The sequence below is a fragment of the Pseudomonas sp. genome (assembly GCF_050739935.1).
GTDB lineage: Bacteria > Pseudomonadota > Gammaproteobacteria > Pseudomonadales > Pseudomonadaceae > Aquipseudomonas.
On sequence record NZ_JBOICF010000061.1, the window covers coordinates 247,734 to 270,455 of the forward strand.

Genomic DNA, 22,722 nt, shown 5'->3' on the forward strand with positions numbered 1-22,722 from the left:
ACATTGAGGAATGCTCATGAGTCGCTTCATCACAACTCTTAAAACAGAGCAGGTCGGCAAGTGGACGCACATCCTGCTCGCCGAACTGGTGCTGGCCGACGAGGGGCTCGGCGCGATAACTGTGCCACAGGGCTTTAAGACCGATTTTGCGAGCATAAAGATGCTTCACAACGCCTTTTTGTTCGTTTTATTCGCTCTGGTGTCCGGGTACGGTAACTATGCCGCGACCGTGCACGACTTCCTTTATAGCTATGGGCAGGTCACGCGCAAGGAGGCGGACGCAGTGTTGTACCGGGCGTTACGTGCCGAGGGCGTTGCTCGTTGGAGAGCGTGGCTCATGTGGGCCGGTATCCGAATAGGCGGCGCCAAGCAATACACACAGACCCCGACCAGTTCGGGGTTTTCTTCGTCTGGAGACTGACAAATGCCGATCAACGCGCAGCAGCTGCTGCTGATCCTTCCGAACGCCCGCCAAGTCGCGGGCGTTTTTGTGCCTGTGCTGAATACCGCCATGGGCAAGTACCAGATCGTTACACCGGCGCGTATCGCGGCCTTCATTGCCCAGGTCGGGCATGAGTCTGCCCAGCTGACGGTGCTGGTAGAGAACCTGAACTACAGCGCCGATGCACTGCGCAAGACATGGCCGAGTCGATTTAGCGAATCCCTGGCCGCCGAGTGCGCCCGCAAGCCCGATCAGATCGCCAACATCGCTTACGCCTCTCGGATGGGCAATGCCGCTCCCGCCAGCGGTGACGGCTGGAAGTACCGAGGCCGGGGACTGATTCAGATCACCGGCAAGGACAACTACCGCATATGCGGCGACGCGCTGGGACTGGATCTGATCGCATCGCCCGAACTGCTTGAGCAGCCTCAGCATGCCGCCATGTCCGCCGCGTGGTTCTGGTCCGCCAATGGCCTGAACTCGCTGGCGGATACCGGCGACCTGCAGGGGATTACCCGCAAGATTAACGGCGGGCTGATCGGTTATGCCGATCGCGCAGCGATTTATGACCGCGCGTTGAAGGTGCTGGTGTGATCGCCGCCCTGAAGCTTATCCCGGTATGGGCATGGAGTGTGGTGATGCTGATCATCGTCCTGTGCGCTGGCTCATTCGCCGCCGCCTGGTTCTGGCAGGCCAACGCTTACAGAAAGGTAATCGCCACCAACGAAGCGAGTTCCCAAGCTGACCGGACGCTGATCGCCAATGCCTCGTCCGCGCAGGCTCGCGATGAGCTTGCCAAGCAGCAGGAAGCCGAATCTCGCGCCGCTGCCAGCGATGCCAAATACGCGTAGCAGAAAGCTGATGATCTTGAAGAACGAATCTCTGCGTCGCGTTGCCGTCCTTCACCCACTCGTACCACCCGTCAACCGCGATGATCACGCAGCCCTTCGGCCAGACCTGTTTGAAGAACTTGCCCGTGGTCACTGTCTCCACCTGAGCGTTTATTGGATCGGCTCTTTTCCCCCTCGCCCAAAAGGGCGCCCGTCCCCAGCGGATCTTGTCGATGTGCAGGCCCGTGTAGTCACTTCGAAAAATCCCTACTGATTTCGTCGGCGTGATGTTGTATCGCCCAAGGGGAACGGCGTCGAAGCCAGGCGGCACCCGTTGCGGTGAATAAAATTTTTATAGCTATTTGCCATTTATCTCATTAAAAATGTGAACCGATGCAGCATAAAAAATGACTCACGGGTTTACTTCGGCTCGTTGCAGTAGTCAAAAATCCTGCAAGAAACAATCAGCATGTGGGATCGCTTGTACAGCTTTTTCGACTGTGATGGCCTAAGCTTTGTACAGTTTTTGCTCTGTTCTGCATCAATGCTTGCTGGCTACGGGGCTACGTCTCCAGCGCCGGTCATATGGATTTACCCGTTACCATTCTTAGGATGGTATTAATCAAGGAATAAGCATGACCATTTCTCAGACTAAACTGGCCGAGTTGTATGTCTCTTTCTTCAACCGCGCCCCCGATTCAAGCGGTTTGACTTATTGGGTAGACCAACTCGATAACGGACCACTGACCGTGGAAGAAATCTCCAAGAACTGGATTTCGGAGCAGGCTGAAGGTCTCGCCAAATATCCCTCCACACTGACTGACGCCGATTTTATTGCGCAAATCTATCAGGACACTCTCGGCCGCGGCCCAGATGTCGACGGTCTCGCTTATTGGCAAGATCAGTTGGCCAACAACAGTGTAGATCGTGGTGTGTTCCTGGCTGCCCTCATCAATGGCGCCAAGGCGAACTCATCTCCCCAAGGCGTACTGGACGCAGCTACTCTGAACAATAAAGCTGCCGCCGGTGTAGCCTTTGCGGACAGGGGGCTTAACGACCTCACTTTGGCCACTAAAGTCGTCGCTTCCGTCAATAGCAACCCGGATACGCTGACAGCTGTTCAGGCGGTAATCAAGTTGGCACCGAACACCGATGCTGACTTGACCCCAGGCTTGATTAATCTGCTATCAAAAACGTTCGACAGTATTATCAATCTGAATGCCAAAGCTCCTGGTGAAGTGGGCGACCTGGCCAGCTATCTGACCGCTGTGGCGAACCAGACCACCGGCACGACCGATCTCAGCGTCCTACTGACCAACATCACGACTACCGTGACCAATGCCGCAACCAATAGCGCTGCACTAGACAACCCCGAGACTCTTGCAAACGAAGCTGTCATAGCCGCCACGCCATCGACAGGCGGCGATGTACCTACACCTCCTGCGTTCACCATTGATGGGAACGGGAAGCTCGATCTTAACGTCGCCAATAAGAATTACGTATTAACGTCAACAGACAAAACCGTAACGGACGCGCATTTCACACTAAACAATTCGAATGTATCGCTACCCAACGACAAGGCCACTAATGTGCTGGTCCATGCGGCAGGAGCGGACGACACGACTTATAAAAACCTGACAATCAAGGTTACAGGTGAGAATGAACTTGATCTGGGTAACGGTATAGGCTTAGCTCCTATTGGTTACGCCTTGGCGAACGTCACTGTGGAGGGCAAGGGAGATCTAGACCTAGGCACCTTGTATTTTGGTAGCCCAGCTACTCAATTTAGTTCCGTCGATTTGATAGGTGATGTGCATCTGGATGCGTTGGTTTATACCGGAAGCGGAACCCCTGCTGAAAATCGCTATAAGTGGTCTATCGAGTTTGGCAGCGGCAACGATACATTAAAGTTGCACAATAGCGACGGCACAGGCAATTACCCGTGGGCGGGTGCAGCCTCCATAGACGGCGGAGGAGGACACAATACGCTTGAATTGAACGACTTCACCTATAAAAATTGGCATGACGCTGAAACGAAGAGCCTCGGCGCAAACACTGTAAGTAATTTCCAGACACTGGAGATCACTGACGCGAGCGAGGACACGACGTATGTTGCTTCGTTGCTCGGCAATGATTTCACCACGCTACGACTGAATGGTGCAGGCAAAATTGAAGGCCTGACTAACGACCAAGTGGCCGAATTCCGCGACGTTGACAGTGGCGGCCACGCATCCGCAACCTTCACCGGAACCACGGCACACATGAATCTGGTGGATGTCGCGTCAGGCGACACGCCTGCGGGAGTTGGCGCAGACAGTGGAGTAGGTACGGAATTTCGTATCGGCGGTGATGATGTGACTACTATCAGTGTCAGCGGATCAGTGAAAGCTTTTGACGAAGACACGGACGGCGTGCTGAGCCTGCGGCTGACTGAGGGGACTGAGAAAGTCGACAGACTTGATCTGGCACTCACAAGCAACACGTATATCGATTTCAACGATCAAGCTGCTGGCAACATCGTTACCTCTGACGCGAGCAAATCTACCGGTGACCTGACTACAATTCTCGGTGGCATCGATTTGAAGCTGGAGACTTCTATTGGTGGTAGCGGTAACGACAATACAACCATTTATGCCGATTTCTTGACCTCTCCAACGCTGACCTTGGATGGGGGGGCAGGCAACGACACTCTCTCGCTAATCTACGGTAGCGGCGGAACTCCCGTCGCAGTGACCGTTAAGTTGGGCGACGGCAATGATACCTTCGCGTTGACAAACGGGAACATCCAGGCAGGCTTTACGTCCGAAAATATCGTAGAGTCATTGATCACAATTCAGGATTTCGCGTCGGGCGACACCCTGTCGATCAGAGGCTTCGATGGTTTCACTGAGCAAACCGCGGTTGATGCTGTAGTGAATGCAAGAAGCACCATTTACGATGCGGTGAGCAGCGTTGCAGCTTTATTGGGCTCGGACGTGGTCGGCCATACGAACTTTGCTAAGTTCACTCTTGATGGCAATACGTATGTGTACGGCGATCTCGCCGATGCAGGACTAACTACGGGCGACGTTCTTATCCAGCTAACCGGGCAAGACACGTTGAGCAGCGTAAATGTGCACGACCTCCCAGCCTAAGCTCGATTAACTTGGGCAACCAAGCTGAGTCCCATAGGTCTGCCCTCACAAGAGGGCAGACCCGGCTCGCAAACCCTTTAAGATCCCCTTCCCTAATACATTAGCCGACTTACACGTCACGCGGGATGGGTACGCTTGGCAACGGTGTCGCCATCGGCCACCGGTCATGAATCCACGCGTATTCCTCTGGCGGGGAAGTGGTCACCACATAGACCCGCCGATCTTCGCCTTCCCCAATCACCAAGCACTCCAGCGCGTAGCCTTCGTTCATATCGAACCAGTGCGACACGCGCTCCGCGTCTTTTTCCATGTACCGGCTGATCAGCCCCAGCGCCCGCTGCGGGTGGTACTTTTCCCATCCCCCGCGCTCCACAGTTTCCAGCTTGGCCCATCCACCTTGCGGCCCTTTGCCGGGCTGCTCTCGTCTGCGCCCCCAAGGCACCCAGCCCAGATCGGTGCCGTCTTCCAACACGACGGGGAAGGCGGCCTTCGGGTTCGGAAAGTAGACCTTGACCGCCTCGTACGCTCTGTTTTTGTCCCTTGCTTCCACGCCGCCGCACATGCCATGTCTCCTGATCATTCAGATGTCTCGATCGGTTGACTGCCATCGCTGCCATTCATTCAAAATAGGGCTCGCTCAAACCACGTTCAGCAAAATACGGGTCGGGTACCCGGAATATCAGCACGCATTGCTTGGTGTAGGTTACCGACCCCTCTGAGCAGGTTCCGTCGGCCAGCGTTACTCGTACCCGCGTGGTCCTTTCTCGCTCGGGGCGGTCGGGTATAAATGACAGCGAGCAAGTGAAGGTGTGGATGAAAGAAAACAGAATAACCAGCCCCGGTAGCTCTATGGCGGTCTCGCCTTGGAACAGCACAACGTCAGCGGGGCCTTTATAGCTGAGGTAGGACATGGCTGTTCCTCTCTCTCAGCTGAGCCCGCAGCATGTCGCGCTCAACCGTCATGTCGTTATGCATGTCGATCAGCTTGGCCATGTTCTTCCGATACCGGCTCAGTTCCTTCTGGAGCATGTGGCATTCCTGAGTAAGCAGGCGAGACTGCTGCTCGAGCATTTCCTCGCGGGTGAATTCGTCGGGCCATTCGGCTTCGGTTGAGGCGACCATTTTGCAAATCTCAAACACTGTTTGGATGTACAGTAATCGAGGTGTAGAGAGAAATGCCAGCTGGGCTGACGAGTTGCAGTTGGGGATGGTGGAGCGGTCGGCAGGACGCCGGAGGAGGGGCGGTGGTATGCAATTTGGGCATAGGCTGTCTTTGTCAGCCGGTGAGCGACGTGGCGATAAAGGCAAGAAAATCCGGTCCGCAATTATATTTTGACCTTTGAAAACATTGGCAAAAATCAGTTCAAAATTTGACCGTTTGCGGACCGAAAACGTGCTTCAAGCCATTGATTTAGATTATATATGCGACGGACTTAAAATCCGTCGTCCGAAAGGATGTGCCGGTTCGACTCCGGCTCGGGGCACCACATAGATCAGGCGCTTACGGAGCATTCCGAAGCGCCTGAGTTGTTTCTGTTCCCCTCCGCAACCTCCAGATCTTTCCATAAGTTTGATCCGCCTGTCGGCGCCACGGCACTTACTCTGCGCAGCCTCCATCCGATCTATATGTGCAGATGTCCTGCGCACCAGACAGGGGAAGCATGATGGCTATCGAAAACAACGGACCAGAAGCCGCATATCCTGGCCCGGATACGGAAACGCCTGACACCGGAGAGGGCCATGATTCCGGTCTTGAGCGAGCGCAGTCCGAGCCCAAACAGGGCACAGAGGAAAAGCCAGAGGACTGGAACCCACCTGCAGGGAATCCAGGTTCCGATCAGGACGCCCAGACGAATCGTGGTAACGGTGGCGCTTGACTGATTTCTACAAAATGCTTCACACCAGCCCAGACATTGATCTGGGCTTTTCATTGGATTACTTCAATTTTTGCTGCATCGAACAGCGACGCAGGTCCGGTCGCCGCACTGTTGCTCTAAGTACCCATTCAGCGTGGGTGAACTATCGGAAGATAGTCATTCACTCGATCAGGACTGCTCTGCCAGATGACTGAGCCGTGCTTGCACCGCGTCGTCAAAGATCATGTACAGCGTTTCGATATCCGCGGCGCGAAGGCGCTTCGTGGTTTCCAGTCCGAGGATGAAGGCGATTTCCATTTCTCCCTCGCGCTCGACGTCTTCGCGGGTGCTGGCGGCACTGAGCGCCCGTACCAGGTCGTTGACCGGCCCTTGAACCGCCTTGGGAAGTCTGAGCGAGTCTATTCTTTCTTGTGGCATTGCTGATTCCTGGCGGATTGAAGGGGCAGGTGGGTGGCGGCTGGATGCATCAGGCTCGAAGGTCTGGTCATTACATCTCCGGGCTAAACGTCGCTAGTCAGTGGTCGGTATTGCGCAACAGCACGTTGGGCTTCATGAAGCGCCTCAAGTTGCTCGCGGCAACTTTCGAGCCCGCCGATGCGATTGGCAAGGGCGGCATTGTCCCGGAGAGTGTCAGAAAGCCGAGCCGCCGTCTCCTTCAATTCTGCACGCAGCCTGTCTCGCTCGACGGTGACGTCGGTGTGCATGTCGATAAGCTTGGCCATGTTTTTCCGGTAGCGACTCAACTCATCCTGAAACATGCGGCATTCTTCTTCAAGGAGACGAGCGTGTTGCTCGAGCATTTCCTCGCGGGTGAACTCATCGGGCCATTCGGCCTCTGGTAGGGCGTGCATGTGGGGAAACTCGAATACTGTTTGCATATACAGTAATCGAGAAATGCAGATTCGCGCCAATTTGACTGACGAGCAGCAGGATTCATTCGGCGGCAACTGGCGGGGGGACCACGACGCAGCCTGAGAGATCTCAGATTCCCGCCAACACCTTCTGCAAAAACGGTGCTGTCCTGCTCGCTTTGGCCTTCGCGACTGTTTCAGGTGCGCCACTGGCGACGATGCTCCCTCCCTGGTCGCCCGCACCAGGCCCGATGTCGATCACCCAGTCGCTTTGCGCCACGACGCGCATTTCGTGTTCGACGACGATCACAGTGTGGCCGTTGTCCACTAACGCATTGAGTTGCACCAGCAGGCGGTCGACGTCGCTGGGGTGCAGGCCGGTCGTGGGTTCGTCCAACACGTACAGCGTGGCGCCGCGCTGGCTGCGTTGCAGTTCGGTGGCGAGTTTGATGCGCTGGGCTTCGCCACCGGAGAGTTCGGTCGCCGGTTGGCCAAGGCGCAGGTAACCCAAGCCTATATCTCTCAGGACAGTCAGTGATCGGAGTATCGGGGGCTGTTCGGCGAAAACTTCAACCGCCTGGTCGACGGTCAGTTGCAGCACTTGGGCGATATTGAGGTCTTGCCACTGAATCGCCAGGGTTTGTGGGTTGTAGCGGGCGCCATGGCAGGTTGGACAGGGCGCGTAGACGCTGGGCATGAATAACAATTCTACGCTGACGAAGCCTTCGCCTTCGCACACTTGGCAACGACCTTTGGCGACATTGAAGGAGAATTGCCCGGCATCGTAGCCTGCGGCCCTTGATTGATCGGTTGCGGCGAACAGTTTGCGCACGTTGTCGAACAGCCCGGTGTAGGTCGCAAGGTTCGAGCGCGGAGTACGGCCAATCGGCTTCTGATCGACCTGCACCAGGCGTTTAATCGCCTCAAGACCACCGGCAATGCGGCCGCCGGTGAACTGTGGGGCGTCGTCCTCGAGACTCGGTTCCTCCTGATCGCCGGCAGCAGCGCAAGGGCGCCCCAACGCTGCACTCACCAGTTCCAGCAGCGCCTGGCTGACCAGGCTTGATTTGCCGGAGCCGGAGATCCCGGTGACCGAGGTAAAACATCCCAGCGGGAATCCGGCCGCCAGGTTATCGAGGTTGTTGCGGGTGATGCCCTCCAGGCGCAGCCAACCGGTCGGATCGCGTCTGTCGGTGCGCAGTTCGCTGTGCTCGGCAAATAGATGCAGGCGGGTACGTGATGCTTCGATCTGCGCCAGTCCCGCTGGCGGACCGCTATACAGCACACGTCCGCCGTGCTCGCCAGCGGCGGGACCGACATCGATTAGCCAGTCTGCGCGACGCATGGTTTCCAAATCGTGCTCGACCACGAACAGCGAGTTGCCGGAGGCCTTGAGTTGCTGCAGGGCAGTGAACAGCGCCTCGCTGTCGGCGGGATGTAACCCGGCGGAAGGCTCATCGAGCACGTAAATCACGCCGAACAACTGCGAACCCAATTGCGTGGCCAGGCGTAGGCGTTGCAGCTCGCCCGACGAGAGGGTCGGGGTGCTGCGCTCCAATGCCAGGTAGCCCAATCCAAGCTCGGTGAGTGTGCTGACGCGGGCCAGCAAATCCTGGGCGATACGCTGAGCCGCCAGACGCTTCTCGATTGAGAGGTTGGGTGTTGCGCGCACATCCGGCGCGGCGTCATGGGCCGAGCCACCGGACTGAACCCGCTGGTTGCGCGCTTTGGTGATCTGTTGGCGGTCGAGAACATTGTCGTCAACCTTCTCCTCGAACGTCCCCTGAGCCACTGGCCGCAGCACCTCGGCCAAGCGTAGTAACGGCATTTGCGACAGCTCGCCGATATCCAGCCCGGCGAAGGTCACCGACAGGGCTTCGCGCTTCAACCGCTTGCCATCGCACAGCGGGCATGGGCTGCCGCGCATGAACTGGGATACGCGCTTTTTCATCAGCGCGCTCTGCGAGTGGGTGAAGGTGTGCAGCACATAACGTCGAGCGCCTGTAAAGGTGCCCTGATAGCTGGGTTCAAGCTTGCGCTTGAGCGCCACGCGGGTTTCTTCAGGTGTCAAACCCGCGTAAACCGGCACCGTAGGTTGTTCTTCGGTGAACAGAATCCAGTCACGCTGTTTCTTGGGTAAATCGCGCCAAGGGATGTCGACGTCGTAGCCGAGCGTGACCAGGATGTCGCGCTGGTTTTGTCCCTGCCAGGCCAGCGGCCAGGAAGCGACCGCGCGCTGGCGAATGCTCAAAGAGTCATCCGGCACCATCAATTCTTCCGGCACGTCGTACACCCGGCCCAGGCCGTGGCATTCGGGACAGGCGCCTTGGGGCAGGTTGGGCGAGAAGTCTTCGGCGTACAGCATCGGTTGCCCGGCAGGGTAATTGCCCGCGCGGGAGTACAGCATGCGGATCAGACTCGACAGCGTGGTGACGCTGCCCACGGATGAACGGGTGCTCGGCGTACCGCGCTGTTGCTGCAGCGCTACGGCGGGCGGCAAGCCTTCGATCGAATCGACATTGGGAACGCCCACTTGGTCGATCAGACGCCTGGCATAGGGCGCCACCGATTCGAAATAGCGACGCTGGGCCTCGGCATACAGGGTTGAAAACGCTAGTGAGGATTTGCCTGATCCAGAAACACCCGTGAAGACCACCAGCGCGTCACGGGGAATGTCGACATCCACGTCCTTGAGGTTGTGCTCGCGAGCGCCGCGCACCCTGACGAAGCCGGGCAGATCCGGGGCAACGGTAAAGGAGACGTCGGATCGAGTATCGGCATTTTCAGGCGGGTGAGGCGCTGTGGTCATGAGCGGGCCTTGGGTCTAGAAAGTCTGGGTGGGAAGCTTATTGGGCGCCGGGAACTTTGGGGGTGTGCCCGGCGTCGTCGTGTTTGCCGCCAGTTAACGGTTGTTCCTTGCGCGTCTCCTTCGTGCGATCACGGTCGTCTGCGACATCGGCGGGCTTGGCGTCCGGATCGTTGATTTTTTCACCGGGGGTGTGCGCTTTGGGCGAGGTCATGGTTTTTCTCCTGTTGCTTCATGCAGGGCTTCGGCAGCCTGCAAGCCTTGTAGAAATCCGGCCAGCGCCACTTCTTCGAGTCGCAGGCCTTTGCGTTGACGCGAGCGTGGCAGCTTGGCCAGTTCGCCGATGAGGAAGGCTTCCAGAACCGCCGGATGGATATAGCATTTGCGGCAAACCGCCGGGGTGTTGCCGAGCAATCGGGCCACTTCCTTGACCATGGCCACGATGTGTTTCTTCGCATCGGCCTCGGGCTCCCAGTCGAGCTTGCGCAAGGTAGTGAGAGCCATCGCGCTGCCGGCCCAGGTGCGATAGTCCTTGGCGGTGAAGTCCGCTCCGGTCAGTTCGTGCAGGTACTGGTTGATGTCCGAGGAGCTGACGGTATGGCGGTGGCCTTCGTCGTCCAGGTACTGGAACAGGTTCTGTCCCGGCAGCTCCATGCAGCGTTTGATGATGTTGGCCAGACGTCGGTCGGTGACACTGACCTCATGCTCGACACCGCTCTTGCCGCGAAACTGGAAGAGGATCTTGCTGCCGTGAACATCGACATGCTTGTTGCGCAGGGTGGTCAGGCCGTAGGAGCGATTGTCGCGGGCATACTGGCTGTTGCCGATGCGGATCAGCGTCTGATCGAGCAGCGACACCACGGCAGCCATGACTTTTTCGCGACCCATGCCGGGAGCAGCCAGTTGCGCTTCCAGTTGCTTGCGCACTTTGGGCAGCACCATGCCGAAGGCGATCATGCGTGAGTATTTGTTCTCGTCGCGAATCTCACGCCAGCGCGGGTGATAACGGTATTGCTTGCGCCCCCGCGCATCGCGGCCGGTCGCTTGCAGGTGCCCCATCGGATCAGCGCAGATCCACACATCGGTGTACGCCGGCGGGATTACCAGCGCGTTGATGCGTTTGATCTCGGTTTCATCACGAATGCGCTCACCATCGATATCGAAGTAGGCGAATTTGCCGCGCAGGATCTTGCGCGTGAAGCCCGGTTGGCTGTCATCGACATAGTGCAGGTCCTTGGGCAGGTCTTCCCTTGATAGAACGTCCGACATGAATGGCAATCCTGAGAACTGGTCTTTGCATTGACCGTTCGAGTACGCAGTCGTGCCGATTATTTGAACGGGCCGGCTCAGGCCAGCAATGCCACCGATTTGATCTGCGCCCAGAGCGATTGCCCTGTATGCAATTGCAACTGGTCGCGCGAATACCGCGTAATGCGCGCCAGCAGCGGCGTCCCGGCCGCGTCCAGACGTACCAGCACATGCGCGGCATTATCGGCAGGCACCTCATTGACAACGGTGACCGGCAGGCGATTGAGGATGCTGCTTTGATCGTCCGGTTGCAGGCTGAGGCTGACATCCCGAGCCTGCACCTTGAAGCGCAGCGGCGTGTTCGTTCCCAGCGGAGCGTGAGCGACCCGTATCGCCAGGTCGCTTTGTGGCAGGCGCACGGTGACCAGATGATAAGCCTCGTCGTAGGCGCTGACCGAACCCTGGATCACCACCCCGGCGTCGTCGCCCATCGCTAGCGGCAGGTCGAGCCGGGCCAGCGTTTCCCCGATCGGTCCACTGGCCAGCGCCTTGCCGCCGCTGAGCAGCACCAGATGATCGGCAAGCCGCGCCACTTCATCCTGCGAGTGGCTGACATACAGCATGGGAATGTCGAGTTCGTCGTGCAGCCGTTCCAGATACGGCAGGATTTCACTCTTGCGATGAGCGTCCAGCGCCGCCAGCGGCTCGTCGAGCAGTAACAGGCGAGGGCTGGTCAGCAGAGCGCGAGCGATGCCCACGCGCTGGCGTTCACCACCTGACAGTTTGTCGGGCCGGCGAGACAGTAAATGATCGATCCCCAGCAAAGTGGTGGCCTGCTCAAGATTCACCCGGCGCTCGCGGACAGCAATGCGCTTGAGGCCGAACTCCAGATTGCCCCTGACCGTCAGGTGCGGGAACAGGCTGGCCTCCTGAAACACGTAGCCCAAGGAGCGTTTATGCGGGGCGACGAAGATGCCGTTGACACTGTCCTGCCAGATCTCGCCATTGATGGCAATGAATCCGCTCGCGGCCCTTTCCAGGCCGGCAATGCAGCGCAGGCAGGTGGTCTTGCCAGAGCCGGAGTGGCCGTACAGTGCCGTCACGCCGCGTCCGGGGAGGGACAAGTCGACATTCACTGAAAAATCGGGGAAGTCCACGTTCAGGCGAACTTCGATGGTTGAGGTCATTGCGCGTCAGCTCCAGGCCGCTTTGGTCTTGCCGCTGGAGTAAAGCGCCAATAGAACCAGGAATGAGAACACCAGCATGGAGCCGGCCAGCCAGTGCGCCTGCACGTATTCCATGGACTCGACATGGTTGTAGATTTGCGTCGACACCACTCGGGTCTTTTCGGGGATATTGCCGCCGATCATCAGCACCACGCCAAATTCGCCCACCGTGTGCGCGAAGCCCAGAATCGCCCCGGTGATGAAGCCAGGGCGTGCCAACGGCAGCACCACGGAAAAGAATGTATCCCAGGGATTGGCGCGCAGGGTCGCGGCCACTTCTAGCGGGCGCGGGCCGATGGCGACGAAGGCGTTCTGCAGCGGCTGTACCACGAACGGCATCGAATACAGCACCGAACCAATGACCAGGCCGCTGAAGCTGAAGGTCAGCGTGCCCAGGCCAATACTTTGAGTGAGTTGCCCGAGGGCGCCATTCGGACCGAGGAACAGCAATAGATAGAAGCCGATCACGGTGGGTGGCAACACCAGCGGCAAGGCCACCACCGCGCCGACCGGGCCTTTGAGCCACGAGCGAGTGTGGGCCAGCCACAATGCGATGGGGGTGCCGACGATCAGCAGAATCACTGTAGTCAACGACGCCAGTTTCAGCGTCAGCCAGATCGCCGCCAGGTCGGCACTGCCCAGCGGCATTTACAGCTGGTACCCGTAGGACTTGATCACGGCAGCGGCTTTAGGGCCCTTGAGGTATTCCATCAGCGCCTTGGCAGCAGCGTTGTCCTTGCCCTTGTTGAGGATCACCGCGTCTTGCTTGATCGGTTCGTGCAGGTTGGCTGGAACGATCCATGCCGAGCCGCTGGTCAGCTTGCCATCCTTGTACACCTGAGACAGCGCGACGAAGCCCAGTTCGGCATTGCCGGTCTGCACGAATTGATACGCCTGAGCGATGCTCTGGCCTTCGACAATCTTCGCCTTGGTGGCGTCGGTCAGGCCAAGTTTGTCCAGCACTTGCGTCGCGGCCAGGCCGTATGGGGCGGCTTTCGGGTTGGCGATCGACAGATGCTGGTACTCGTTTTTCTTCAACACTTCGCCTTTGCCATCGACGTAACCATCCTTGGCCGACCACAGGGCCAGGGTGCCGACGGCGTAGGTGAAGCGCGAACCCTTGACGATTTCGTTCTCGCTTTCGAGTTTGGCTGGCGTAGTGTCATCGGCGGCAAGGAACACTTCGAAAGGCGCGCCGTTCTTGATCTGGGTGTAGAACTGGCCTGTGGCGCCGAACGAAGCCACCAACTTGTGGCCGGTGTCCTTCTCGAAATCCTTGGCGATGGCCTGAATCGGAGCGGTGAAGTTGGCAGCCACGGCTACCTGGACTTCGTCGGCGAATACGCTGCTGGCCGAGAAAGCAGCAATGGCGATGACCAGGGATTTAAGCGTGACCCGAAGGGAAGTTGCGCGCATGAAACAGCTCCATGTTGTTTTTTCTGAAGTGATGACGGACGTCAACCGATACCGGCCAAACGCTATGCACCGGAATATATAGCGTGAGATCACCTCAAGGAAGCCTGTTCTTCGCCCGGCTCGTCTACGTGACGTTTCAGTGGCCGGATCCGGCCAGTCTTTCCAGGGTCTGGATGGCCAGTTGACGAGTCAGCTCTTCGCCAGCCAGCGAGTGTTTGATGCCGACGGCCTGCCCGGCCCACAGGTTCATGAAACCGTCGTTGCCCAAAGGCTCCGCTTTACCGCGTAGCGGGATCAGCGCACCGCCCGCGGTAGGGAACACAGGAGCATGGGCACTGATAGGGCCGATCTCGCGCATGATGCGGTTGACGATCCCGCGGGCGGGGCGGCCGGTGAAAATGTTGGTGAGAGCCGTGTGACTGTCTTTCGCAGCGGCAAGCGCGGCCTGATGCAGTTTCGACACCTTGGCTTCTGCACTGAACAAATACGCGGTGCCCAGTTGCACCGCCGATGCACCCAGCATGAAGGCGGCTGCGATACCGCGGCTGTCGGCAATGCCCCCGGCGGCGATGACGGGCACGCTCACCGCGTCGACGATCTGCGGTACCAGAGCCATCGTCCCGACTTGCGTGTACAGCTCCTCGCTGAGGAACATGCCGCGATGTCCGCCTGCTTCATAGCCCATGGCGATGATTGCGTCACAGCCACGCTGTTCAAGCCATAGCGCTTCTTCCACTGTGGTGGCCGATGAAATCACCTTGGCGCCTGTGGTTTTCACCCGTGCCACGAACTCCGCCGAGGGCAGGCCGAAATGAAAACTGACCACTTGCGGTTTCAGCTCTTCCACAAGCGCGCAACTGGCTTCGTCGAACGGCGCGCGGTTGGAAGTCGGCGTAGGGGCTTCGAAGTCCGCGCCCAGCTCCTGATAGTAGGGCCGAAGCAGGTCTTTCCAGGTCTTGTCGGCCTCGGGGTTAGCGTGCGGTGTCTGATGACTGAAGAAGTTCAGGTTCAGCGGTGCGTGGGTGCCAGCGCGGATCAGCGCTACTTCCTCGCGGATCTGCTCGTGGCTGAGCATGGCGCACGGCAGGGATGCGAGGCCGCCAGCCCTGCCAACGGCTATCGCCAGGCCCGAACCGGCGGCACCCGCCATCGGCGCGAGCAAAATGGGCACTTCGATACCGAATAGCTTGAGAATGCGGGTGTCTGGCCAGGCGATCATGGGCAGTGTCTCCAAAGGCAAATTAACGTTCGACTCGACGGTGCAGGATGATTTATCACACCGTCGGCGTCGGTTGAAGGCTTATCGTTTTTGCTGTTTCCGAATGTTGGGTTGATTTAATAGACGATCGGTCTAATATGCAATCCCATGACTGACATGATCGCGAAACCCAGGCGTCCAGGCCGTCCTCCCAAGATCGCTCGCGCCGACGACTTCGATACTCGGCAGGCGCTGATCCGCTGTGGCGTAGAAGTGTTGACCGAGCAAGGCTTCATGGCCACCGGGATCGACGGCATTCTCAAGCGCGTCGGCGTGCCTAAAGGTTCGTTCTATCACTATTTCGCCAGCAAAGAAGCGTTCGGCCTTGAGGTGCTGGCCAGCTACGCCGAGTACTTCGCCAGACGTCTGGATCGCTGGCTGCTGGATGAGGCGCTGTCGCCCCTGGAGCGTCTGGCCAGTTTCGTTCAGCATTCCAAAGCCAATATGGCGCGTTACGAATATCGCCGAGGTTGTTTGGTCGGCAACATGGGGCAGGAGGTCAGCGTGCTCCCTGAAGGATTTCGCGACGCGCTGGAAAAAATCTTTCTCGATTGGCAAACACGTCTGTGTGCATGTTTCGATGCCGCCAAGCAGGCGGGCGAGTTGCCGGCACACGTCGATTGCAGCGAGCTGGCAGCGTATTTCTGGATCGGTTGGGAGGGCGCTGTTCTGCGCGCCCGCCTGGTTCAAAGCGATGCTCCGCTGAATACTTTCATTGCCGGGTTTCTCCGTGGCCTGCCACGCTGACTCTTTGGCGCTATTTATAGACGACCGGTCCATATTGGAGGCAAGGCAATGTTCGACGGCATTTTGATCGACAAGGACGACAGCGGCTATCACGTCAGGCTGGCATCCATCGATGAGGCCCAGTTGCCCGCTGGCGATGTGAAGGTGCGTGTGTCCCATAGCACCCTCAATTACAAGGACGCATTGGCGATCACCGGCAAAGGGCCGATCGTGCGCAAGTTTCCGATGGTGCCGGGGGTTGATCTGGCTGGCACTGTGCAAGAAAGCAGCGATCCTGATTTCAAGCCGGGCGATCAGGTTGTGCTCAACGGCTGGGGCGTCGGCGAAGGGCATTGGGGTGGGTTGGCGCAGTTGGCGCGACTTGAAGGCAAATGGCTGATTCCACTGAATCCGGCATTTACCCCCGCTCAGGCCATGGCCATTGGCACTGCGGGGTACACCGCGATGCTGGCGGTCATCGCACTGGAGAAAAACGGCGTAACCCCCGACAAGGGTGAAGTGCTGGTGACCGGCGCCAATGGCGGTGTCGGCAGCTTCTCGATCGCGTTGCTGGCCAAGCTGGGTTATCGCGTTGTTGCGTCCACCGGGCGAGTCGCCGAAAGCGAATACCTGAAACAGCTGGGCGCCGCTGAAATTATCGATCGCGCCATATTGTCCGAGCCGGGACGCCCATTGGCCAAGGAGCGCTGGGCCGGGGCCATCGATTCGGTGGGCAGCCATACATTGGCCAATATCTGCGCGAGCACCCGTTACTGGGGTACGGTCGCTGCCTGCGGGCTAGCTCAAGGGATGGAGTTTCCGGCGTCGGTGGCGCCGTTTATCCTGCGCGGCATCACCCTGGCCGGCATCGACAGTGTGATGCGCCCGCGTCAGGACCGCATCGATGCCTGGGCGCGCCTGGCCACTGATCTGGACCCGGCGGCCCTGGCCTTGATTACTCATGAAATTGGCCTGACTGAGGTAATCGACACTGCCCATCGGCTGATGGATGGGCAGGTGCGTGGCAGAGTGGTGGTCGATACCCTGCGTTAGGCCGCGCGCCGGGTGCCAGGTTTGCCGTAGATGAAGTCGGTGATCTGCACCACGGCGATCTGGCTGCAGGCCGGGTGCCTGGGATTGACCAGCAGACAGCGGGCTCCATCCATGGCCGCCGAGGGCAGGATGAGCCCCAACTGTTCGTTGCGTTCAAGCCAGAGGCCACCGAAATCCATGCTGGGTCTGTCCGGCGGCAAGTTGTCCCAGCCTGGCGGCAACTCGGCAAGCCGCGGCTCCTCATACAGCTCCGGGTCGCGGGGCAATTGCAGGTGCATGAGCTTGAATGACAGGTGCGGCACATGCCCAGCCAGAATCACCGGATCCAGCGCGCAACCCGACGGGCTCAATCCGAGGTACACCGCTGGCTGATCCGGATGATTCCAGCGTCCGCCGAACAGCGCCGCGCCGGCGCCAGACAGGTCCGTGATGTCCTCGGCCTTGCCGATCCTCCAGGCCTGCATCAGACCACCCCCCCGTGCTGCAACGCCGCGAGTGCGCGGCGCACCTGGCTTGAGCCTATTTCGGTTTCGCACAGGGCGATGGGGGTCTGGTCGTTGAGTGCGCGATTGGGTGTCATCATCCAGCGCCGCGCCGTGTCCTGATCCTCGAAGACTTCGGCGGCGCGGATCGCCAGCGAGGCGACACGGTCCAGCCGCTCGGAACCCACCAGATCCAGCGGGCGCCGTTGCCGCTGACGACGTTCCAGGGTGGAAATCGAGGCGTTGAGCAACGCCTCCAGCTGACTGTTGTTCAATTGAAAGGCATGACGCACCGCCTTGACCCATCCCGGCGGAAAACCGGTGCGGATGTAAGCCAGGCGTTCAGTCTCGTTGCGGGTATTGAGCTGATCGGCGATCAGCCAGAAGGCCGGTGAGGCCGCGGGGGTCGACGCTTGAAAAATGGCAGGCACGTCCATGCTCCTTGATCAGATGTCCGGGGCTGGACGTTACGCCCCTGTCACCGTTTCTCAAGTCCCAAGCTGTTACACGGGTTTGCCTGCGCTTCGCGGTCGAGCAATTGGCGCTTGCGTTCGGCACCCCAGCGGTAACCCGACAGGCCGCCGTCACTGCGCACCACACGATGACAGGGAATTGCCACGGCCAGACTGTTGGCGCCACAGGCCTGAGCCACGGCGCGAAATGATTTCGGTGCGCCGACACGTTCGGCGATCTCTGCATAGCTGACCGTGGTGCCCGGCGGAATCTGGATCAATGCCTGCCAGACCCGCTGTTGGAACGCCGTGCCCTGCAAGTCCAGAGGCAGGCCCAAGCCCAGCCCGGGAGCTTCGATAAAGCCAACGACCTGGGCGATCAGTTGCTCGAATTGCTGATCGCCACCGATGAGCGTGGCGTTGTGGAACTGATCCTGCAGGTCGCGCACCAGTTGATCCGGATCTTCGCCCAGCAGAATTGCGCAGACACCGCGCTGGCTCTGCGCAACCAGAATCGAGCCGAGAAAGCATTCGCCGACGGCAAAGCGAATATCGGCGTTGGCGCCGCCCTTGCGGTAGTCCGAAGGTTTCATGCCCAGCAGCCTGTCGCTGGCTTCGTAAAACCGGCTGTTGGAGTTGAAGCCGGCATCGTACATGGCCTCGGTAATGGTCGAGGTGTCGCCGAGACGACTGCGCACCCGATCGGCCCTGTGGGCATTGGCCCAGGCTTTAGGGGTGACGCCCGTAACGGTCTTGAACACCCGATGGAAATGCCAGGGACTCAGGCCTGAGGGCTCTGCCAGCTCGTTGAGGCTGGGCGGCTGTTCGGCTTCGACGATCTGGCGACAGGCCCGGGCCACCAGCAGCGCATGTTGCTCGGCCAGGCGTGTCTGGTCAGCGGCCGCGCGTTTGCTGGGGCGATAACCGGCGGCCTCGGCTTGCGCCGGGCTGTCGAAGAACAGAACGTTTTCCGGGCGTGGCAGACGCGAAACGCTGCTGGGGCGACAGTACACACCGGTGGTGCGAACGGCGTAGACGAACTGTTCGTCGGCCCCAGGATCACGGGCCAGGACCGCCGCCCAGCGTGGGTCGGTTTCAGTGTGTTGGGCTGTCGGGGAAGATTTACGCTGGGTCATGGTCCGTCACCTCGGCAATGGCTCTTTCACAACAGACTAATGCTTGTGCTGGGGACCGAAACTCCGAGTCTTGCGATCAAATTCAACCCAGCAGCGGCGGCAGCGTGCCCAACAGCGCCACAGCCGCCAGCGCAGCGGCACCGAAGAGGCATTCCAACAACACACTCAGGCGCAAGACGATCACTTGCAGAACCTGTGCGCGAGCCAACCCCCGGTTTACACCCGCCAGCACCAGCATGCACAGCACCAACGCCACTTTGACGGCCAGCACCAAGCCGAATCCCGAGAGGGCAGGCTGCGGCCAGATTGCGCCACTCAAGGCGCGCACGTTGATCATGCCGGTCACTATGATCAACGCCACCAGCCCATAACCGATGCCGCTGAATCGCGACAGCACCCCACGCAGGTCGACGCTTGCGGCATCGACCAGCAATATGGCGAGCATCAGCAGCCCGCCGAGCCAGGTGCTGACGCCGATCAAGTGCAGCATCTGATTGAAGATCAGCAACTGGCCGCGAATCCCGTCGAACATAGCGCCATGGCCCACCGGCGCCAGGGTCAGCAGCAGCAAGGTGTTGAGCAACAGCAACCGACGCGGTGCAGTACGCCATCCACACAGCGCCCCCAGCAGGGCCAGCGCATTGAGGACGAGATGGACAATCCAGACATGACCGAAAAAGGTATGGCCCAGCACCAACGCAATGGTCGGAGGATCGACAGCGTCCTGCCAGTCGCCGGCCATATTCGCTGCGGTCAGCAGCAGCCAGCCCAGCGCGCTGCACAACGCTACACCATTGAGCCAGACCAGTACGCGGTCGAGTCGAAGGCGTGTTGGACTGCCTTCAAACGCCTGCAGGGCAGAGGTGAACAGTATGTGGCGAAAAACGCCGGTGCCGAACAGCAGCAGGACTGCGCCGAAATGCACGAATCGGCACAGAATCAATCCTTCTTGCATGGTGTTATGGCGTCACCTTGAAGCGATAGACGCCTTCACTTTTATGAGTGTCCACCGAGACCGCGTGCCATTCGACCTTGTAGTTGCCCGGCGCCAGCGGCACTGACGGGGTGACGATCAAAACCTTTTTGTCCGCAGGATCGGTGGTGACGCTCTGGGTCTGGATGATTTCAGTGCTCTCAGCCGGGCCGTCCAGGCTGATGGCGACTTTGGTGAACTTCTCTTCAACGCCTTCCGAGAAATTCAGGCGCAGTTCCTTGGGTGTAGTCACTTCGCTATTGGCGGCCGGCAACTGACTTTCCAGGTGGGCGTGGGCGAAGGCATAAGGGGTGGTCAGGCATGCCATCAGGGAGAGGCAGGAGAGGGTGAGCTTTACACGTTGGGCAGACATCAAGGGCACCTTTGGTTTTGCGGCAGCGTTCGCAGCAACGTTCATGTCAGGAATCGATACCTGTCGATTCCAGTATGCGTGCGCTACTAGACCAGAAAGTGTCCACGGACTCCAGCTAATAAGCCAATCGGTGCGTCACGTTGGCAGGCCGTGAGCTGGTGCAGGCTTCCCTGATTCTGCGCAATCGCCAAGTTCAAATATCGGGCAGGAGTCGTTATCGGTGAATTAGCTGGATAATGAAAACAACATGAATAATTATTTAATAAAAAAAGCCACCGCACTGACGTGAGGTGGCTGAAAAGTCTTACCAAAGGAATGATGAAGTGGAGCAAGATTCGATCATCTGATGCTGCGGATTCATCAGATCATTGATTCGTGAGCTTCATCGCCGACAACGGTAACATTGCAATGAAGATTAGAACTATTACGAAGATCGATAGTGACTATCACGACTGTTTCATCAACCGTTCGGCGGAAAAATGCTAAAAGTTTTTCGGTCCGGCCGGCACATCCGGTACAAATTGAGGTCTGATCGGCCTCGCGGAAACAATAAGGAAACAGGCCTGAAGCCTGTAGATTTACCGTGAAGATCAATTACGGTGTTGATGTTTTTTTGCATCTGCCATAGCGCAAATTCCACCGTTTCATATCTCGCCTGAACTCAGGAGGATGCCCTGTATATCAGGGTCTGCGGAACGTTGGGCCTTAATTGAGACAGGGGATAATAATGACGTTTGTGAAATGGAACCTCGTAACGCTCGCGGTTTCGCTGGGCGTGAGCCAACTGGCAGCAGCAGGGGTTGTCAGTGATCAGTCCGAAACCAAGGGCTTTGTCGAGGACAGCAGCCTGACGGTTCATCTCAAGAACTATTACTTCAATCGCGATGGCAAGAACGACGGTGCTGACCATAAGGACTGGAGCCAGGGCGTGCTGGGTAATTTCAGCTCCGGATTCACCCAAGGTACTGTCGGCTTTGGCGTCGATGCCTACGGATACTGGGGTATCAAGCTCGATGGCGGCGCGGGCACAGCGGGTACCGGTAACCTGCCGATCGACCGTCACGGCGATCCTGAAGATGAATACGGCACTGCTGGCGGCGCCATCAAAATGCGTATTTCCAAGACTGAGCTGCGTTACGGCGATCTGATGCCGGCCGCGCCAGTCTTTGCCGCAGGTGGTTCGCGCCTGTTCCCGCAGACAGCTACCGGCTTCAACTTGCTGAGCAGCGATATTGCCGGCCTGGAACTCGATGGCGGTCATTTCACCGGCGGTAATGGCCCGGTCACCACCAACCACGATCACGATATCTTTGCCTCCTACGCCAACGTCACAGCCACGAGCGTTGACTATGCGGGCGGCAAATACACGTTCAACGATAATCTGACGGCGAGCCTGTACGGTTCCAACCTCAAGGACGTCTGGGATCAGTACTACGGCAATCTGAATTACACCCAGGCGATCACTGACGATCAGTCGGTCAACTTCGACTTCAATATCTATCGCACCAATGACGCCGGTTCCGCCAAGGCCGGTGATATCAGTAACACCACATGGTCGCTGGCGGCTGCTTATTCCTTCCTGACGGCACATACCGTGACCCTGGCTTATCAGAAAGTTCATGGCGATACGCCGTTCGACTATGTGGCCTTTGGTATTAACGGCCCAGGCGATACGGCGGACTCGATCTTCCTGGCGAACTCGGTGCAATATTCCGACTTCAACGGACCGGGCGAGAAATCGTGGCAGGCACGGTATGACCTGAATATGGCGAGCTATGGTGTGCCAGGGCTAAGTTTCATGGCGCGTTATATCACCGGTGACAATATCGACGGGTCGCATATGCCTTCGAACAGTACCTATGTGAACTATGGGTATGGTGATAATGGCAAGCATCATGAAACGGATATCGAGGCCAAGTATGTGGTGCAGTCGGGGCCTGCGAAGGATCTGGCGCTGCGCATGCGGCAGTCGTTCCACCGCGCCAATGCCGATCAGGCGGAAGGGGATAACAATGAATTGCGTCTGATCGCCGATTACCCGATCAACGTGTTCTGATTCGTGATGGTTGTGTTGTAGGAAAAGCCAGGCGGGCCGTGTAGGGCGTCTGGCTTTTTTGGTTTTTGCTGGGGGGTGGGCGCCGGATTTTGTGTTTGGATCCGTTATTTCAGGCGGCGCTGATATCGATTCAGCCTTATGGCGGGTCACTTTTTCAAGCGTCGAAAAAGTAACCAAAAAGGCCCTGCTCCTGCTTTGTCGGGGCACCCAAGGCGCGATTCGTGTCTGGGCTATCACGTAGGAAAAGCAAAAGCGAAGCGCGCTGGCTGGAGCTAAGGCTCTTCGCGTAGCCCCTATCGAACACAACTCGTCGCTGCCCCCCGATCCACTGTAGGAGCCGGCTTGCTGGCGAACCGGCGTGTCAGACAATGCATGTCTAGCTG

The 22,722-nt window shown here is 58.5% G+C and carries 24 protein-coding genes, 1 tRNA gene and 1 pseudogene; 9 read left to right on the forward strand and 17 right to left on the reverse strand.

Translation table 11 applies throughout. From position 1 onward, the window contains the following. The first annotated feature begins 16 nt into the window (after positions 1-16). The 3 genes from ACRER8_RS12330 to ACRER8_RS12340 are packed head-to-tail and all read left to right on the forward strand — an operon-like array spanning position 17 to position 1,293. Positions 17-421 (forward strand): DUF1353 domain-containing protein, encoded by a 405-nt coding sequence (locus ACRER8_RS12330; protein ID WP_431746542.1) that lies wholly within the window; start codon positions 17-19, stop codon positions 419-421. 3 nt (positions 422-424) lie between these two features. Continuing rightward, the gene (locus ACRER8_RS12335; protein ID WP_431746543.1) at positions 425-1,036 is read left to right on the forward strand and encodes a glycoside hydrolase family 19 protein; all 612 of its coding nucleotides are present in this window, start codon (positions 425-427) and stop codon (positions 1,034-1,036) included. Further along, positions 1,033-1,293 (forward strand): hypothetical protein, encoded by a 261-nt coding sequence (locus ACRER8_RS12340; RefSeq protein WP_431746571.1) that lies wholly within the window; start codon positions 1,033-1,035, stop codon positions 1,291-1,293. The genes ACRER8_RS12335 and ACRER8_RS12340 overlap by 4 nt, the downstream gene beginning before the upstream one ends. Before the next feature lie 28 nt (positions 1,294-1,321). On the opposite strand, the pseudogene ACRER8_RS12345 reads toward ACRER8_RS12340, so the two are convergent. Further along, positions 1,322-1,603, reverse strand: a pseudogene (locus ACRER8_RS12345) (SOS response-associated peptidase family protein); the annotation flags it as partial. Positions 1,604-1,907: 304 nt separating this feature from the next. On the opposite strand from ACRER8_RS12345, the gene ACRER8_RS12350 reads away from it, so the two are divergent. After that, positions 1,908-4,406: a DUF4214 domain-containing protein gene (locus tag ACRER8_RS12350; protein WP_431746544.1), complete on the forward strand. Its 2,499-nt coding sequence runs from the start codon at positions 1,908-1,910 to the stop codon at positions 4,404-4,406. Positions 4,407-4,515: 109 nt separating this feature from the next. On the opposite strand, the gene ACRER8_RS12355 is transcribed toward ACRER8_RS12350, so the two are convergent. Genes ACRER8_RS12355 through ACRER8_RS12365 form a run of 3 tightly spaced genes read right to left on the reverse strand, consistent with a single transcriptional unit; the run spans position 4,516 to position 5,528 of the window. After that, positions 4,516-4,968, reverse strand: a complete 453-nt coding sequence (locus ACRER8_RS12355) for a hypothetical protein (RefSeq protein ID WP_431746545.1) — start codon at positions 4,966-4,968, stop codon at positions 4,516-4,518. A 55-nt stretch (positions 4,969-5,023) separates the two neighbouring features. Then, on the reverse strand, positions 5,024-5,317 hold the full coding sequence (locus ACRER8_RS12360; protein WP_431746546.1) for a hypothetical protein: 294 nt from the start codon (positions 5,315-5,317) through the stop codon (positions 5,024-5,026). Next, on the reverse strand, positions 5,298-5,528 hold the full coding sequence (locus ACRER8_RS12365) for a hypothetical protein (RefSeq protein ID WP_431746547.1): 231 nt from the start codon (positions 5,526-5,528) through the stop codon (positions 5,298-5,300). Before ACRER8_RS12365 ends, ACRER8_RS12360 begins: the two co-directional genes overlap by 20 nt. 280 nt (positions 5,529-5,808) lie before the next feature. On the opposite strand from ACRER8_RS12365, the gene ACRER8_RS12370 reads away from it, so the two are divergent. Next, positions 5,809-5,893, forward strand: a tRNA-Leu gene (locus ACRER8_RS12370). Positions 5,894-6,451: 558 nt separating this feature from the next. Here the strand turns inward: ACRER8_RS12370 and ACRER8_RS12375 are convergent. Next, the gene (locus tag ACRER8_RS12375; RefSeq protein WP_431746548.1) at positions 6,452-6,700 is read right to left on the reverse strand and encodes a hypothetical protein; all 249 of its coding nucleotides are present in this window, start codon (positions 6,698-6,700) and stop codon (positions 6,452-6,454) included. Here ACRER8_RS12375 and ACRER8_RS12380 point away from each other — a divergent pair. Further along, positions 6,694-7,125 carry a hypothetical protein gene (locus ACRER8_RS12380; RefSeq protein WP_431746549.1) on the forward strand — a complete coding sequence of 144 codons (432 nt, stop codon included), beginning with the start codon at positions 6,694-6,696 and terminating at the stop codon, positions 7,123-7,125. The two genes, ACRER8_RS12375 and ACRER8_RS12380, sit on opposite strands and share 7 nt — an antisense overlap. Positions 7,126-7,264: 139 nt before the next feature. Here ACRER8_RS12380 and ACRER8_RS12385 read toward each other — a convergent pair whose 3' ends face one another. The 7 genes from ACRER8_RS12385 to ACRER8_RS12415 all read right to left on the reverse strand — a co-directional run bounded on the left by ACRER8_RS12385 (position 7,265) and on the right by ACRER8_RS12415 (position 15,049). Then, positions 7,265-9,943, reverse strand: coding sequence for an excinuclease ABC subunit A (locus ACRER8_RS12385; RefSeq protein WP_431746550.1), 2,679 nt, complete (start codon positions 9,941-9,943; stop codon positions 7,265-7,267). Between the two features lie 37 nt (positions 9,944-9,980). Further along, positions 9,981-10,154 carry a hypothetical protein gene (locus ACRER8_RS12390; RefSeq protein WP_431746551.1) on the reverse strand — a complete coding sequence of 58 codons (174 nt, stop codon included), beginning with the start codon at positions 10,152-10,154 and terminating at the stop codon, positions 9,981-9,983. Next, complete coding sequence (locus ACRER8_RS12395) at positions 10,151-11,209, reverse strand: DNA topoisomerase IB (protein WP_431746552.1); 1,059 nt, start codon at positions 11,207-11,209, stop codon at positions 10,151-10,153. Before ACRER8_RS12395 ends, ACRER8_RS12390 begins: the two co-directional genes overlap by 4 nt. A 77-nt stretch (positions 11,210-11,286) precedes the next feature. After that, the gene (gene modC, locus ACRER8_RS12400; RefSeq protein ID WP_431746553.1) at positions 11,287-12,375 is read right to left on the reverse strand and encodes a molybdenum ABC transporter ATP-binding protein; all 1,089 of its coding nucleotides are present in this window, start codon (positions 12,373-12,375) and stop codon (positions 11,287-11,289) included. A gap of 6 nt (positions 12,376-12,381) precedes the next feature. Then, the gene (gene modB, locus ACRER8_RS12405; RefSeq protein WP_431746554.1) at positions 12,382-13,062 is read right to left on the reverse strand and encodes a molybdate ABC transporter permease subunit; all 681 of its coding nucleotides are present in this window, start codon (positions 13,060-13,062) and stop codon (positions 12,382-12,384) included. Further along, positions 13,063-13,830 (reverse strand): molybdate ABC transporter substrate-binding protein, encoded by a 768-nt coding sequence (gene modA / locus ACRER8_RS12410; RefSeq protein ID WP_431746555.1) that lies wholly within the window; start codon positions 13,828-13,830, stop codon positions 13,063-13,065. Between the two features lie 136 nt (positions 13,831-13,966). Continuing rightward, complete coding sequence (locus tag ACRER8_RS12415) at positions 13,967-15,049, reverse strand: NAD(P)H-dependent flavin oxidoreductase (protein WP_431746556.1); 1,083 nt, start codon at positions 15,047-15,049, stop codon at positions 13,967-13,969. A 147-nt stretch (positions 15,050-15,196) separates the two neighbouring features. On the opposite strand from ACRER8_RS12415, the gene ACRER8_RS12420 reads away from it, so the two are divergent. Then, positions 15,197-15,835 carry a TetR/AcrR family transcriptional regulator gene (locus ACRER8_RS12420; protein WP_431746557.1) on the forward strand — a complete coding sequence of 213 codons (639 nt, stop codon included), beginning with the start codon at positions 15,197-15,199 and terminating at the stop codon, positions 15,833-15,835. Positions 15,836-15,883: 48 nt separating this feature from the next. Further along, positions 15,884-16,867 (forward strand): MDR family oxidoreductase, encoded by a 984-nt coding sequence (locus ACRER8_RS12425; RefSeq protein ID WP_431746558.1) that lies wholly within the window; start codon positions 15,884-15,886, stop codon positions 16,865-16,867. Here the strand turns inward: ACRER8_RS12425 and ACRER8_RS12430 are convergent. The 5 genes from ACRER8_RS12430 to copC all read right to left on the reverse strand — a co-directional run bounded on the left by ACRER8_RS12430 (position 16,864) and on the right by copC (position 20,283). Continuing rightward, positions 16,864-17,331: an RES family NAD+ phosphorylase gene (locus ACRER8_RS12430; RefSeq protein ID WP_431746559.1), complete on the reverse strand. Its 468-nt coding sequence runs from the start codon at positions 17,329-17,331 to the stop codon at positions 16,864-16,866. The genes ACRER8_RS12425 and ACRER8_RS12430 overlap by 4 nt on opposite strands. Beyond that, positions 17,331-17,780, reverse strand: coding sequence for a type II RES/Xre toxin-antitoxin system antitoxin (gene parS, locus ACRER8_RS12435; protein ID WP_431746560.1), 450 nt, complete (start codon positions 17,778-17,780; stop codon positions 17,331-17,333). Before parS ends, ACRER8_RS12430 begins: the two co-directional genes overlap by 1 nt. Positions 17,781-17,827: 47 nt before the next feature. Beyond that, positions 17,828-18,937, reverse strand: a complete 1,110-nt coding sequence (ada, locus tag ACRER8_RS12440; protein WP_431746561.1) for a bifunctional DNA-binding transcriptional regulator/O6-methylguanine-DNA methyltransferase Ada — start codon at positions 18,935-18,937, stop codon at positions 17,828-17,830. 82 nt (positions 18,938-19,019) lie between these two features. Next, positions 19,020-19,892 carry a copper homeostasis membrane protein CopD gene (copD, locus tag ACRER8_RS12445; RefSeq protein WP_431746562.1) on the reverse strand — a complete coding sequence of 291 codons (873 nt, stop codon included), beginning with the start codon at positions 19,890-19,892 and terminating at the stop codon, positions 19,020-19,022. A 4-nt stretch (positions 19,893-19,896) separates the two neighbouring features. After that, positions 19,897-20,283, reverse strand: coding sequence for a copper homeostasis periplasmic binding protein CopC (copC, locus tag ACRER8_RS12450; RefSeq protein ID WP_431746563.1), 387 nt, complete (start codon positions 20,281-20,283; stop codon positions 19,897-19,899). A gap of 727 nt (positions 20,284-21,010) precedes the next feature. Between copC and ACRER8_RS12455 the strand changes: the two genes are divergently transcribed. Beyond that, positions 21,011-22,339 (forward strand): OprD family porin, encoded by a 1,329-nt coding sequence (locus tag ACRER8_RS12455; RefSeq protein ID WP_431746564.1) that lies wholly within the window; start codon positions 21,011-21,013, stop codon positions 22,337-22,339. Positions 22,340-22,722 lie beyond the last annotated feature (383 nt).